Here is a 13,451-nt window from a genome sequence, read left to right as displayed (position 1 = left end):
TTAAAATAATGATGGGATGGACGGTAATTTATCAGGTGAATAAAATGAGAAACGAGATAGAAATTCAAGATTGTTACAGCCTGAATAGTTTTCCTGACTACCCGGATTTGAAATACACACCGGGAATAACTTTTCTTATTCGACTGACTTTACGGCAACTAGAATGATAATTTTTCAATTTGGAGGTTTTAAACCCGGCAATGAAAATTTGTTCTTTTTGATCGAATGGTCAAGGACTGGTTTTGCCTCTCTAGGTAAGCAGATAGTGGGGGGCAATCACAATACACTTTTCAATTAAGAATAGCAGTCAGTCCCTATCGGTATTGGCTGCTTTTGTATTTCCCTGGTTCAAAAGCCCCCTAAGACAGGAGTAGAAAAGCATTCGCAAGACTTCCTGATTATTGAAAGCAATTCATCAAAAAACTTTTGAAAAAACCACACACGTTCTTGTTTCTCTAATTATTCCATGATAATTTCAATTATAAGACATACGTCTATGGAGGGAAAATGGGCTTAAGAATTAATTTTTTAATAGCATTTACATTGATGTCAATTGTGGTTGTATCCATGTTTGCAGGTACATTATTTATCACTAACGACCAAAAAACAGACGGCCTGGTTATCAACCTTGCTGGACGGCAAAGAATGTTGTCGCAGAAGATGTCAAAAGAGACTCTTGCGTTCATGCTCTCTTTTCAGAAAAATAAACGTATAGATCAAACTGCCATAGATCAGGTCAAGTCTACCATTGATCTTTTTGATATGACCTTGAAGTCACTCCTGATGGGAGGTGAAGCACCTATCACCTTTGATCCAAGAGGTAAAAAACGTACCCTCCCCAAGTCTTTGAGCCCTGCGAAAGAACAGCTTCATAAAGTAAATGTAAAATGGGTGTCATTCAAAAAGAACATAGATCTGGTTTTGCGAAACCAGGATGTGGAAGCGCTTTCCTTTGTTATGGCCCAAAATGTTCCTCTACTAAAAGAAATGAACAAAGCAGTACTTATGCTGCAAGAACAGAGTGAACATAAAACTTCCCTCATTTTATATATTCAAGCAGCTGGAATATTAATGTTTATCCCAATTTCCATATTGGCATATCTGGTTATCAACAAACAGGTTTTGATTCCGCTATCCAGAATCAGCCAATATGCATCCGAAATCAGGGAAGGAAATCTTGAAGCGGAACCCTACAATAAATGTGTGGGGGAACTGTTGGTTTTGAACGAATCTGTTGTCGGCATGGTGGACACCCTTAAAGAAAGCCTGCAGCTTGCCCGGGAAAAAGAATCGGAAGCTCTGCAGGCTGTTGAGGAAGCTTTTAAATCCATGGAAGCGATGGATGAGGCACAAGCCAATGAGATGGAAGTCAAAAACATGCTTGGAAAGATCAACATCATGATCCAGGATGCGACGAAAGTTTCACAAAACGTCAGCAAAGATACTGAACATCTGGCTGCTTTGGTAATGAAAGTAAATGATGGAGCAAGAATTCAGCTCACCAGAATAGAAGAGACTTCAACCGCAATGGAAGAAATGAATACGACTGTCATGGAGGTAGCCCGTAATGCTGGGGATGCTTCGTCATGCTCGGGAAATGCCCGCCAAAAAGCTCTTGAGGGGAAAACAGTACTAGAAAACTCTATAAAATCGATCTCTTCCCTGAATCAACTGAGTGACAAGTTGAATGACGATATGACTACCCTGGGCACGTTAGCAGATTCCATTACCCAGATCATCAGCGTCATTAACGATATCGCAGATCAGACAAACCTGCTTGCACTCAATGCAGCGATTGAAGCAGCAAGAGCAGGAGAAGCTGGCAGAGGATTTGCTGTCGTTGCAGACGAAGTCCGCAAGTTGGCAGAAAAGACCATGAATGCAACCCATGAAGTTGAACAGAGCATCCAGGAGATCCAAACTTCTGTTAAGGACAACATGCACAACATGAACAAAGCCTCAGAAGCAGCTCAGGATGCAAGCAACCTTGCAGATAAATCCGGAGATGTCCTTAACCAGATTGTGGAGCTGGTTAATAAAAGCTCAATGCAGATTGAAGAGATAGCCACTGCTTCTGAAGAACAGTCTCAGACTTTCGAAGAGATAAACCGAACAATCGTTGAAATAAACGAAATAGCGGGTGAAAATGCACATAGTATGGATGAAGCAAATAATTTTCTCCAAAATCTGTCTCGGGAAGCCGTGGATCTGGATAATCTGATCGGTACAATAAAAGAGTAAAGCAAATCATCACAAATAATGGAGCAGCAGAGAAAACAGTTTTCTGCTGCTCCACATTTTTTTATAAAATAGTATGAAATTCAAGATATTGCCCTCCTATATCATACTGGATAACAGCCTGTTTAATCCCCCTGCCCTTCAAGCCATTTTAAAACGAGATTCTCGATGCATATTCAGCAAAACTTTCGCTTATATCTTAACGGACACCTTTAAATGTATACCCAACTTATTGACATTTATTCTCCCCTGCAGGATTATGACATAATCAGAAAAATATCATAAAATAGGAATTCACATGCCCCTTGATGTTATTATTGTAAGCACAATACTCCTGATCTCTGTAGTCTTGCTGGTTACCGAAAAACTGCCGGTGGACCTGACCGGGCTCGGCATTGTCGTGATCCTTATGGTAACCGCTCAGCTCTCCCCGGTAGAGGCTGTAGCCGGTTTTGCCAATCCGGCCCCTCTGGCTGTGGGTGCTCTCTTTGTGGTGAGCCGGGGGCTGGTCCGTACCGGTTCTCTAAACTTCATTACGCGGACCACAATCAAATTCACTGCCGGCAGCAGCAAAAGGTTGCTTTTAATCTCCCTGATACTGGTGGGCACGCTTTCCGCGTTTCTCAACAACACTCCGGTGGTTATTCTGTTTATGTCCATCATCATGGCAGCGTGCAGCCGGTTCGGGTTTGCTCCTTCCAAGATGCTTATTCCCTTGTCATATGTCTCTATCCTAGCGGGAACCTGTACCCTTATAGGTACTTCCACCAACATTCTGGTCAGTGATACAGCATTCAGCCTGGGCGCTGATCCCATCGGCATGTTTGAACTCTCGGTCCTTGGCGTGCCTATCGCTATTGCCGGAGCCGTTTTTATGTATTTTTTTGCAGATTATCTCCTGCCGAAACACTCCTCTCCCTTTGGCGACTCCGATAATAAGCCGGATCAATACCTGTCTGAGTTGAAGATTTATCCGGACAGCAGGCTTGTGGGGTTGAATCCTGCAGAGGGCCTGCCTGAAAGGTATGAGTCCCTTAAAATTTATGAAGTTTTCCGAGGTAAGACTATCTATGATGTCAATCGGGCCAAAATAACCCTTCAGGCTGATGACCGCATCCTGGCCAAAGCCTCGGCTGACGACCTTACATCCATCCTGAAAAATGTGGATGCCGGCCCCCCAAGTTGCAGTGAGCCGGGTTTCGACTGTCCCCATCTAAGTGACACCCAGTTGGTGGAATTACTTATACCTTCGGGGTCTGACGTGCGCGGTGTCAAATTGGACAATCTTTCTCTGGTCGGCGGGCATGAATCCAGTGTAATCGGTCTGCTGCGGCGACATTCCCATTACTCCTGGAGAAAGGCTCATTCAATGGTTCTTCGGGTCGGTGATGTTCTTCTCGTACAGCTTAAACCCTATGCGCTTGACCGCATCCGCAAGAAAAACGATTTCATTATACTCAATGACAATGTAGCGAAGGATATCATCAACCGCAGCCGGGCGCCAATGGCCATCGGCATTTTCCTGATGATGATAGCTGCTGTAGCATCGGGTTTTACAAATATTCTGACAGGTGCTTTTGCGGGGGCATTTGCCATGATCCTCACTGGATGTCTCAGCCTTAAAGAAGCATACAAAGCGGTGGATGTTAAAATCCTCATGCTTATCATCGGTACTATTTCATTGGGACTGGCCATGCAGAAGTCAGGAGCCGATATGGTATACGCCAAGGCTTTTCTGGGGCTGTTCGCCGGGGCAGGGCCTCAGGTCATTCTAGCAGGATTTATTGTGCTCACCAGCCTTCTATCCCACTTTTTGTCCAACAACTCCACGGCAGTGCTTCTCGTACCGGTGGGAATGGCCACAGCCGCTACACTTGGGGTTGACCCCCGCCCGTTCATCATAGGCATAGCTTTCGGCGCCTCTGCCTGTTTTGCCACGCCGATCGGATACCAGACAAATCTCATTGTATATGGCCCGGGAGGCTATACTTTCATGGATTTCCTGAGACTGGGACTGCCCATGGTGATCATTTCATGCGGCGGGGCAGCCCTGTTTATTCCAACGTTCTGGCCCTTCTAGATTGAAGTAGTATTTTGTCCTCAAAACAAAGCCGCATTCATTTTGAGGACTCCACTAGAGAACATATGAAAGGACAAAGGCAAGGCCGAGTATAATGGCTACCAGAGTCGCCCCCACGCAAACAGTTCCTGTTGCAACTGCCTGCCGAAGCTCCTCTTTGCCCTTTCTGCCTGAATCATCACTAAATAAAAGGAATGGACCCGCAATCCATGACACAAAACGCTGGGGTAAATCCCGGCCCAGTTTATCCAGACTGCTGACCAGCTTACCGAAGAAGCCGGCTACCATTGTGTTCATTCCGTTAAAAAAGCAGTCCGCGCCGCGGTAAAGGAGCTTTCCGCCTTTGCGATAAAACCAGTCTATCTCAAGGGCGATGGTATCAGTACGCTTGAGCAGCTTGAGGAACAGGAAGAATACAAGTGCAGAAAACATCAGCAACTGCATCTGTGCTACAACCTTTCCGGCTTTGTAGACAGTGAAGGCGGGGTCCATTTCAAATGGCAGTATTGCGTAGAGAGGTTCCGGGTAAACACCCAGAAAGATGCACAGAAAAGCCAGGATACCCATTGCTCCGAGCATATGAAAAGGAGCTTCCTTGGGGCGCAATCCGCGGTCCACATTGAAAAAAACGAAATAAGGGAACTTAATACCTGCATGCAGGAAAACACCTGCCGAGGCTATTTCCAGAGCAGTCCATGCCCATACCCAGCCCTCATTTCCGGCAGCCATCATAATCAGTGATTTACTGGTAAATCCACTGGTAAGCGGCAGGGACGATATAGCCAGCGCTCCGATTGTTCCAAGCACCATGGTCCATGGCATGTATTTCCAGAGACCGCCCAGTTCGGTGCATTTGCTACGCCCTGTCTGAGCAAGTACAGCCCCAGCGGACATCCACAGGAGAGCTTTGTATATAATGTGGCAAAATGCGTGGGCTGCCGCACCGTTAATAGCCATTGAAGTTCCGATTCCGGCTGCGGTAACCATGAATCCAACCTGGTTGGTAATGGAGTAAGCCAGAATACGGCGCATGTCATTTTCAAGCAATGCGTAAACAATACCGTAAATAACCATGATACAGCCGATCACTATGAGAATTTCCCAGCCCGGGAAACCACGCAGCAGAGTGTAAACCGCAGTTTTGGTTGTGTAAGCCGAAAGAATGACTCCACCGGTAACGGTAGCTTCGGGGTAAGCATCGGAAAGCCAGCTGGAAAAAGGCACGGCAGAAGCATTCACCAGCACCCCGCCCAGAATGAGCCATGTGGCGAGAGTGGGTTCGGTAAAAGAATCGAACGCGGCGCTGCCAGTGCTTTGAATGTGAAGCAAAATACCGAGCAGCAGGAGCAGTCCACCAAACAGATGCACCAGAATGTAGCGCATTCCTGCATCATAGGAAGCTTTGGTATCTCTGGCGAGAATCAGCATGGTAGAAGCTACGGCCATTACTTCCCAGTAAACATACAGGGTAATCAGGTCTCCGGCAAAAACCGCTCCCAAAGACGCGCCGATGTAGAATAATGCAGCTATTTGCTGACGCAGATCTTCCATCCTGTACGCGAACAGAAAAGCCGCAAAGGCGTTAAGGGTGAAAATATAACCGAAGACCTTGCTGAGCTTGTCCACACGCAATGGAGCCATTTCAAGCCCCATAAAACTGAAGCCGCCGGTTACTCCGGTCTCAAGTCCGTATACCATTAACATCCCTGCGGCCGCTATGACCAGAAGAGCTTTGGTGCGCAGGCTTTTGGCCAGAAACGGTAGCAGAAGGCCCCCCGCCAAAAAGGGAAGCACTGGGCCAAGACTACTGATCATAGTAATCTCCTGGTTTTTTTAGGAACTTGCCCAATACAAATGCCAGCAAAATGAGCACGGCACAGGAGACGAATCCCAGAATGGCATAGAAACCGAAAAAGGAAGCAAAGCCAAAAGGAGCCTTGGTTTTGAAAAGCAGCCCCGCGATCAGCGTGGCTGCGCAACTTCCGTATAAAGCAGCCCAAAGTGCTCGTCTCACTTTCGGGCGGCTGAAAAAATCCTGTTGTCCGGACATATTAAATACCCTCTTTATGAGCCCGCAGCCATAGTGGCTAATTTAATCAGGGTTTCTGGGTAAAAGAATACCGCCACTGACAATGCGGCAGTGATCAAAAGCGGCACCAGGCACCAGGCCGGAGCCTCTCTGACAGGAGCGGCGTGCTGCGCTTCATCGGGTGCGCAGAACCATGCTTTGTAGACGATAGGCAGAAAATAAGATGCATTGAGCAAAGAACTGACTACCAACACTCCAGCCAATATCCAATGGCCGCCCTGCAGGCTGCCGCTGAGAAGATTCCATTTACTCAGGAATCCCCCGGTGGGCGGAACCCCGATGATGGCCAAAGAGCCGATCAGGAAAGCAAGCATGGTCAGTGGCATCCGGCGGCCTATTCCACCCATGCGGCTGATGTATTTTTCACCTGTGGCCACATAGATGGCGCCGGCGCAAAAAAACAGTGTAATCTTGCCGATTGCGTGCATGGCAATATGCAAGATGCCTCCGGTCGCGGCCACCACATTGAGCATACCCACTCCCAGAACGATGTAGGAAAGCTGGCCTATAGTAGAAAATGCCAATCTCCTTTTAAGACCGTCCTGAGTCAGGGCCGTGAATGACGATACCAGCATGGTAACAGCGGCAAGTCCGGTGATGATCTCTCCGATTCCGAGGGAACCCAGAAAATCCATTCCGAAAACTTCCGTGACTACCCGGACGGCGCAGAAGGCGCCAACCTTAACCACCGCCACAGCGTGCAGAAGAGCACTGACGGGAGTTGGCGCAACCATGGCGGCAGGCAGCCAACCGTGGACCGGCATAAGAGCCGACTTTGCAAAACCAAGCAGGAAAGCGACCAAAAGGACAGCTCCCGCAACAGAATCAACCTTACCCTCCAACAATGGCGCACCGCCGAAATCCAGAGTCCCGGACAGCATCGCTGTTACCAGCAGGGCGGGCAATGCCAGTCCTATGGAGGTTGAGACAAGGTAAGTCAGGTATTTGCGAGCTCCTTTCTTTGCCTCATCATTCTGGTGATGTCCTACCAGAGGGTAGGTGGAAAAAGAGAGCAGCTCATAAAAAAGGTAAAGTGTGAGCAGGTTGGCGGACATGGCCGCACCCATGGTGGCAAAAAGCGACACCGCGAAAAAAGCATAGAACCGGGTCTGATTCTTTTCTTTCTTGGCACGCATGTAGCCTATGGCATAAGCGGTGGTGACAATCCAAAGCGTCGAAGCCACAAGGGCAAAGAGCATCCCCGCAGGGTCCATGCGCAAGGCAATGGGCGCACCGGGTATAACATTGAAGAGAACAAGCTCTGGACTCTGTCCATTCAGGACACCGGGCAGCATAGCCAAAACGATGCCGAGTAACAGCAAAGCGGCCGCGAAAGTATATGCTTCACGAATATTGGGTCCGCGGGCACTCAGAATGCCGGGAATGGCAGTCAGGGGAGCAAGAAGGGCCAGAAGCGGTAGTATGGATTCCAGGGTAAGCATGTTAAGCACCTACATGACTCCCTTGATCGAGGGCAGGATGATTTGTTGGACAATGCCGCCCGTGAATAAACCGATAACGGGCAGTAATAAAGCTATGAAGCACAAAGGGACCATCTGCATCCAGTCGTTTTTGCCCGGAGCATTGATGGCGATGACGGGTTTACCGAAAAACGCACGTTCAAAGATGCGGAAAAACAGGAATACGTTAACAAGACTCGACATAATGAGCGCCCCGGCAAAAACATATTGACCGGCCTCGAGAGCTCCGCTCACAAGATACCATTTGCTGAAGAAACCGCAGAAAGGCGGTACTCCGATCATGCAAAGGGCTCCTGCTGCAAAGGCCAGCATGGTCAGCGGCATGGTTGAAAAAAGCCCATCCATATTGCGAATCAGACTGCTGCCTGTCCGGGATACAATTCTGCCTACAGCAAGGAACAGAGTCAGGGTCATAGCCGCGTCAGCCAGAATATGCAGAATGGTTCCGGTCAGTGCGGTTTCATTAATCAGAAATGCTCCGCCAAGCATGTATCCGACTTCAGCCACCAGAATAAAACAGAGCATGCGCTTGAGATCAGTCTGGGCGATGGCAAGTGCCGCACCGGCCACAATGGCCACACAGGCCACCCAGACCGCAAGGGAGGAAAATGCGGACATCTCATTGATCAGGTGCTGAGGAAACACCGAAATCAGCATCCGCACAATCACGTAGGCCATAACCTTGGTGGTCAACGGGGCCAGAAGACCGGAAACAGCGATTCTGGCATTGGAGTACGCGCCCGGAAGCCAGCCATGAAAGGGGAAGACAGCCATCTTGACCCAGAGGCCAAGCATGATAACGACAAATCCGGTCAGGACAGTCGTTGACAAGGGCATGCTAGGTAAGATCTCGGCTATATCCTGCATGTTGAGGGAGCCGCTCTTGATGTAGAGATAACCTACACCCAGCAGATACAACGAAGCTCCCACGGAACCTACCAGCAGATAATTCAGGCTTGCAAAAGCTGCCCTGCGGCCATCCATGGAAAGAAGGGCGTAACTGGACAGCGCAGCCACTTCAATGAAGACGAAAAGGTTAAAGATATCCCCGGTTGCCACGATACCAAGATGACCGGTCGTAGCCAGCAGGTAAAGACCAAGAAAAGCGGGAGTTTTACCCAGAGGCCAACCTCCCGGGTTGAAGCTGAAAGCCATCAGGTTCAATAAAGCTCCTACGGATACGATTACCAGCATGAGCGCCGAAAGCGGGTCCAAAACCAGAGTTATACCCCAAGGGGCTTCCCAGCCGCCCAGATGATAGGTCTGCGTTCCGGCACTGATCACCTCCACCAGAAGGACAACAGCACAAACAGCACTCAGCCCCAGTGATGCAACGGCAAGGGGCATGACGTTTTTCCTGCCACGCTCCTGGCTTGCCCAGGCAGCGGCAACGGTAAAAAAAGCGCCGAACAGCGGAAAAATTATAGTTAGAACGGATGCTTGCATATTAATTACGCAGCTCCTTGAGGATTTCGTCTTCCTCTATACTACCGAAATACTTATGAATTTTCTCTACCAAGGCCAAAGCCACGCCCAACGTGGCCACAGAGACTACGATAGCAGTCAACATAAGCACATGGGGCAACGGGTTAATATAGTCGTTCGGAGCTATTTCAGCCGCCCCCTTCAGCAGAATGGGAATGGTTGCACCCTGCTTGGCGCCTATGGATACGTAAAGCAGCATGATTGAAGTCTGGAATATCCCCAGACCGATAAGCTTCTTAATCAGGTTCCGTTTGGCGGCCATTGCATAAAGCCCGACCATCATAATGGCCACATAAGCTACGTAATTAAAATGCGATGCGAAAATTTCGCCAAGTTCATGCATTTAAAAGCCCTCCTCCACTGTTCCATGTGAAGACAGAAGTTTGAATATCATGATGAGAGCTGCGGTCACAGTGAGTCCTACTCCTGTTTCAACAAGCAGAATTCCAAAGGAGTGTCCCGTGGTAAGGGGCATCCCCAATATACCGGCCAGACCGTCATAATCCAGAAAGTTGTAACCGTTGATCATGCAGAGCACACCGATTCCGGCGAATATCAATACACCCGCAGCCGACAGCAGATGGGTTGCCCGCTCACTCATGTGAAAAAGGGCCGTCCGCATGTCATGGGATACGGCAAGCAGTATATAGGCAGCGGCAAAAATTACTCCGCCTTGAAACCCTCCACCCGGGCTGTAGTGTCCATGGGCGAGCACATAAAGTCCGAAGATCTGGATAAGCGGGATAAACGTCCGGGCCACGGTTTTTACCACCAGGTCGTCCCCGGCAAGATCCTGCTGTATTTCCTGGGGAGCGGCTTTACTATAAGATTTGCGGGTCATACGGGTACGCAGAATAAAGAAGCACGCCAAGCCTGCCGTAAAGACCACAATGGTCTCCAGCATAGTATCAAAGGCCCGGTAATCACCCAGCACAGCCGTCACAATGTTCGGTGTCTCCATCTCCTCAAGACTCTTTTGAATGAACTTTGAAGAAACGTGCATACTGGCCGGAGTGCGCGGATCGCCCCACTTGGGAAAGTCCAGGGTGGTACTTGCCAGCATGAACCCTGCTAAAACAACTGCTGCTAATACAAATTTCTTCAATCTTTTGTCCTCCTGGTGGTGCGAAATACAGCGGCCAGAAAAAAGGCCGTACTGATTCCTGCCCCGATGGCGGCTTCGGTGAACGCAACGTCTACTGCGCCCATGGCAAGCCACTGCAGGCACATCATAAAACTGTAGGCCCCAAAAAGGATCCCCGCCCCAAGCAGATCCCGCACATAGATAGAAGCAATAGCGCAGGCGATAATTACAACTAAAACTGCAAGCTTAATTTCCCAGATCATTTTATTACCTCCTCGGGTCGCCTTTGCGCCACGGAGTAAGTCCAAGCCAGACTCCAGCGTCTACCATGGAATGTGTGGCCGTGGGACTGGCTATGAAAACCAGCACTAAAATCAGAAGAATCTTGCCACTCACAAAAAGATCGGCAGTGCCCATTTGTGTGGCGTTGACCACTGCAAGTCCCAGGAGAAGGCACATGGATCCCAGTGTATCAAGTTTTCCGGCCATATGAAGCCGGGTGTACACATCAGGCAGACGCAAGATTCCTATAGTCCCGCCAAAGTCAAAAACCAGTCCCGTAAAGATTAAAATTACAGCAAGTATTTCCATTATGAATCCTCCTCAAGCTGGAGGTCATTATCGCGTTTTCTCATGCCTCGTGCCCTGAGGTAGCGAGAAGCTGTGAGCACGGTTATGAAGTTCAGCATGGCGTAGGACAGAGCAATATCCACAAACATATCCACTCGACCGAAGATGAATCCGATAAGCAGGATAAGCACAGTGGTTTTGGCGCCGATGGCATTCATGCCCATGAGCCTGTCCAGAGTACTGGGCCCTACTACCGTCCGGTAAAGAGACAAAACCATAAGAAACACGAGAAAGACGCTGGTGAATAAAATTATTTGTTCCATAGTATAACTATTCTCCAAATATGCGACCTATTATGTTTTCCATCTCGCCAGGAAGATTTTCAGCGGATTTGGCATCAATAGTATGCACACTGAATTCTCCTTCTCCATTGATGGTGACGGAAATGGTTCCGGGGGTCAGGGTGACGGAGTTTGCGAAAAGGGTCAGTGCCAGAGGGTTACGCAACCGGGTTTTCAAATGAATAATCTGAGGATCCATATGGGCTTCTATATCTTTACGGAAAACAAGCCTCAGCATTGCAAAATTGGCTTTAATGATCTCTATCATCAACCAGACTACATAACGGGTCATGGATATCCAGGACATGGGCTTTCGGCACAGGTCCAACTCCTTGGGAAAGAAATCAAATGACAACCAAGTGACAAAAGCACTTGAGAGTACCCCAAGAAAAAGATGAAAGGCATCGAGCATGCCTGAAAGAAGAATCCAAGTACCGAAAAGCAGAAAAAACCTCAGGGCGACTCCTATTGTGAGTGTCCATTTTCTTTCACGTTCCGAAGAAACGCACTCTTGCCCTTCTTGCGCAAACATCTCTTTTTTCTCTTCCATTTATTAGGCCTCACCATGATGACTCTGTAATTTTCTAAAACACGTAATCAGTATGTCATTTAATATTAAACCTAAATTTTATTTTTAAGCAACTTGTAATTTATAAATAAGATTAAAAGGCTAAGATCACAGATAAACCTACCGAGGTGTTTTTACCCACCAATGCTTCTTTTAGTACCACTTTTTTTAGCCCCCCAACACATAAAGAACGGTTTTGCTTGACTCATAGCCAGCAGATTCGTATATACAACATAGTGGATATTAAAAAATTTTGTTTTTAACATTGAACGACCTTTACCTACAACACTTTTTACGGAGATTATTCCATGCACAAAAGTTTTCTGTTCGCACTCATACTGATGTTTAGCATTATTTTGACTGCCTCTTCCGTGTTTGCCTCGGATAACTCCCACGACACAATGGTTCTCGCTAAAATGGAACGTATCATAACTTCCAAAGACATTGGAACCTTCAGAAAATCAAATGGAGATCTTGTACGCTACCGGGCTCTTTGGACAGGAAAGCTCCCCTCGGGCAAAGAGATTGAAGTGCGTGCCATGTCCAGCAAACATCGCGTGGATGGGGGCGGATATGCATGGCGTGATGTAACCAGTCGCACCAGTGGCACCTCCCTCTTCGTAGAACTATTGGTCGATGGTGAAAAACTGATGCAGTTGGAGACCCATGGGAATGACGAGATGCGCTTTGATGAACGCCTGCCTTCAGGGGAATTAATAGAAGTTTTCCTTGATGCCACGGCGGCCTCATCCGCAATGTTTGTGGATATACGCCTGCTCAAGGATTTTCCGAAGATCGAATTCCTGGATGATAAAGAATAGCAGCCAATGTTTATTAGCACGGGCAGGGGATTTACCTTATTAGAAAAAATCCCCCTGCTCGAAATCAAAAAATAATTAAAATTCAATAACACATTTATATACACCTAAGTGTATACCGCCCCCCCTTGGTGCAGACATAAAAGTGACAATTCATTTTGCCGCACCAGCCCCAGAAAATTCAATTCAGACAGTTAAACAAACAGTATAGGACTGTTCCGCTCGACCTCAGAGACACAGCCAATTAACATGCTGAAATAAAGAACATTTTCTATTCTCTATTTATGCTTTTAATTATGAACTCCACTATGTTATTTATCAGGCTAAAGCCAGCAGTTAACCTGAATTACGATTCAATAAATTCATAATGGAGCCACGTACAATGAAACCGAGACCATTGGGAGTTACCAAAGACCTACTGGAAAGCATTGGGCTGAATATTACACACGCATTTGATGATTTGGTTTTTGTCGAGCACAATCCTTTTCTAATCCAATTCGATGACAGATCTCCCGACACCCTTAAAGTATTTTATAATGTTGACTGCCCGACTGAAGCTGCTTCGGAAATCGAAAAACTATTAACAGATGCCGCAAAACAAAGAGACCTACTCATAGACATCAGTGGACGGTTTGACATGGAGCAAAAAGAGGGAACTGAAGAAATTGAATTAAAATTTCTCACATAATACTTTAGG

General features: G+C 47.6%; 14 protein-coding genes. 4 read left to right on the top strand and 10 right to left on the bottom strand.

What is annotated here, in order from left to right:
• Positions 1-507 precede the first annotated feature (507 nt).
• Positions 508-2,241 carry a methyl-accepting chemotaxis protein gene (locus tag ACZ5PW_RS11040; protein WP_464553374.1) on the top strand — a complete coding sequence of 578 codons (1,734 nt, stop codon included), beginning with the start codon at positions 508-510 and terminating at the stop codon, positions 2,239-2,241.
• A 295-nt stretch (positions 2,242-2,536) separates the two neighbouring features.
• Positions 2,537-4,318 carry an SLC13 family permease gene (locus tag ACZ5PW_RS11035; RefSeq protein WP_464553372.1) on the top strand — a complete coding sequence of 594 codons (1,782 nt, stop codon included), beginning with the start codon at positions 2,537-2,539 and terminating at the stop codon, positions 4,316-4,318.
• A gap of 54 nt (positions 4,319-4,372) precedes the next feature.
• Here the strand turns inward: ACZ5PW_RS11035 and ACZ5PW_RS11030 are convergent, their stop codons facing one another.
• The 10 genes from ACZ5PW_RS11030 to ACZ5PW_RS10985 are packed head-to-tail and all read right to left on the bottom strand — an operon-like array spanning position 4,373 to position 11,918.
• Entirely contained in the window at positions 4,373-6,133 is a 1,761-nt protein-coding gene (locus tag ACZ5PW_RS11030; RefSeq protein WP_464553370.1) for a Na(+)/H(+) antiporter subunit D, read from the bottom strand.
• Positions 6,123-6,368 carry a hypothetical protein gene (locus ACZ5PW_RS11025; protein ID WP_464553369.1) on the bottom strand — a complete coding sequence of 82 codons (246 nt, stop codon included), beginning with the start codon at positions 6,366-6,368 and terminating at the stop codon, positions 6,123-6,125. Before ACZ5PW_RS11025 ends, ACZ5PW_RS11030 begins: the two co-directional genes overlap by 11 nt.
• A gap of 14 nt (positions 6,369-6,382) precedes the next feature.
• Positions 6,383-7,849: a monovalent cation/H+ antiporter subunit D family protein gene (locus ACZ5PW_RS11020; protein WP_464553366.1), complete on the bottom strand. Its 1,467-nt coding sequence runs from the start codon at positions 7,847-7,849 to the stop codon at positions 6,383-6,385.
• A 9-nt stretch (positions 7,850-7,858) separates the two neighbouring features.
• Positions 7,859-9,334 (bottom strand): proton-conducting transporter transmembrane domain-containing protein, encoded by a 1,476-nt coding sequence (locus ACZ5PW_RS11015; RefSeq protein WP_464553362.1) that lies wholly within the window; start codon positions 9,332-9,334, stop codon positions 7,859-7,861.
• A gap of 1 nt (position 9,335) precedes the next feature.
• Positions 9,336-9,716: a cation:proton antiporter subunit C gene (locus ACZ5PW_RS11010; protein WP_464553357.1), complete on the bottom strand. Its 381-nt coding sequence runs from the start codon at positions 9,714-9,716 to the stop codon at positions 9,336-9,338.
• The gene (gene mbhE / locus ACZ5PW_RS11005; RefSeq protein WP_464553354.1) at positions 9,717-10,478 is read right to left on the bottom strand and encodes a hydrogen gas-evolving membrane-bound hydrogenase subunit E; all 762 of its coding nucleotides are present in this window, start codon (positions 10,476-10,478) and stop codon (positions 9,717-9,719) included. It abuts the gene before it with no gap.
• Complete coding sequence (locus ACZ5PW_RS11000) at positions 10,475-10,720, bottom strand: hydrogenase subunit MbhD domain-containing protein (protein WP_464553351.1); 246 nt, start codon at positions 10,718-10,720, stop codon at positions 10,475-10,477. Before ACZ5PW_RS11000 ends, mbhE begins: the two co-directional genes overlap by 4 nt.
• A gap of 4 nt (positions 10,721-10,724) precedes the next feature.
• Positions 10,725-11,048: a monovalent cation/H(+) antiporter subunit G gene (gene mnhG / locus ACZ5PW_RS10995; RefSeq protein WP_464553348.1), complete on the bottom strand. Its 324-nt coding sequence runs from the start codon at positions 11,046-11,048 to the stop codon at positions 10,725-10,727.
• The gene (locus ACZ5PW_RS10990; protein WP_464553345.1) at positions 11,048-11,350 is read right to left on the bottom strand and encodes an MrpF/PhaF family protein; all 303 of its coding nucleotides are present in this window, start codon (positions 11,348-11,350) and stop codon (positions 11,048-11,050) included. The genes mnhG and ACZ5PW_RS10990 overlap by 1 nt, the downstream gene beginning before the upstream one ends.
• A gap of 7 nt (positions 11,351-11,357) precedes the next feature.
• On the bottom strand, positions 11,358-11,918 hold the full coding sequence (locus ACZ5PW_RS10985; protein ID WP_464553341.1) for a Na+/H+ antiporter subunit E: 561 nt from the start codon (positions 11,916-11,918) through the stop codon (positions 11,358-11,360).
• A gap of 326 nt (positions 11,919-12,244) precedes the next feature.
• On the opposite strand from ACZ5PW_RS10985, the gene ACZ5PW_RS10980 reads away from it, so the two are divergent.
• Positions 12,245-12,757, top strand: coding sequence for a hypothetical protein (locus ACZ5PW_RS10980; RefSeq protein ID WP_464553337.1), 513 nt, complete (start codon positions 12,245-12,247; stop codon positions 12,755-12,757).
• A gap of 379 nt (positions 12,758-13,136) precedes the next feature.
• Positions 13,137-13,442, top strand: a complete 306-nt coding sequence (locus ACZ5PW_RS10975; protein WP_464553334.1) for a hypothetical protein — start codon at positions 13,137-13,139, stop codon at positions 13,440-13,442.
• The last annotated feature ends 9 nt before the right edge of the window (positions 13,443-13,451 follow it).

Source organism: Maridesulfovibrio salinus (assembly GCF_055394525.1).
This window is presented reverse-complemented; position numbering and strand designations above follow the sequence as displayed.

Excerpts from the sequence above, each read along its gene's own strand:
- ACZ5PW_RS10985 (WP_464553341.1), bottom strand. The coding sequence starts at position 11,918 with ATGGAAGAGAAAAAAGAGATGTTTGCGCAAGAAGGGCAAGAGTGCGTT.
- ACZ5PW_RS10975 (WP_464553334.1), top strand. The coding sequence starts at position 13,137 with ATGAAACCGAGACCATTGGGAGTTACCAAAGACCTACTGGAAAGCATT.
- ACZ5PW_RS11025 (WP_464553369.1), bottom strand. The coding sequence starts at position 6,368 with ATGTCCGGACAACAGGATTTTTTCAGCCGCCCGAAAGTGAGACGAGCA.
- ACZ5PW_RS11030 (WP_464553370.1), bottom strand. The coding sequence starts at position 6,133 with ATGATCAGTAGTCTTGGCCCAGTGCTTCCCTTTTTGGCGGGGGGCCTT.
- ACZ5PW_RS11000 (WP_464553351.1), bottom strand. The coding sequence starts at position 10,720 with ATGATCTGGGAAATTAAGCTTGCAGTTTTAGTTGTAATTATCGCCTGC.
- ACZ5PW_RS10980 (WP_464553337.1), top strand. The coding sequence starts at position 12,245 with ATGCACAAAAGTTTTCTGTTCGCACTCATACTGATGTTTAGCATTATT.
- ACZ5PW_RS11020 (WP_464553366.1), bottom strand. The coding sequence starts at position 7,849 with ATGCTTACCCTGGAATCCATACTACCGCTTCTGGCCCTTCTTGCTCCC.
- ACZ5PW_RS11010 (WP_464553357.1), bottom strand. The coding sequence starts at position 9,716 with ATGCATGAACTTGGCGAAATTTTCGCATCGCATTTTAATTACGTAGCT.
- mnhG (WP_464553348.1), bottom strand. The coding sequence starts at position 11,048 with ATGGAAATACTTGCTGTAATTTTAATCTTTACGGGACTGGTTTTTGAC.
- ACZ5PW_RS11040 (WP_464553374.1), top strand. The coding sequence starts at position 508 with ATGGGCTTAAGAATTAATTTTTTAATAGCATTTACATTGATGTCAATT.
- ACZ5PW_RS10990 (WP_464553345.1), bottom strand. The coding sequence starts at position 11,350 with ATGGAACAAATAATTTTATTCACCAGCGTCTTTCTCGTGTTTCTTATG.
- ACZ5PW_RS11035 (WP_464553372.1), top strand. The coding sequence starts at position 2,537 with ATGCCCCTTGATGTTATTATTGTAAGCACAATACTCCTGATCTCTGTA.
- ACZ5PW_RS11015 (WP_464553362.1), bottom strand. The coding sequence starts at position 9,334 with ATGCAAGCATCCGTTCTAACTATAATTTTTCCGCTGTTCGGCGCTTTT.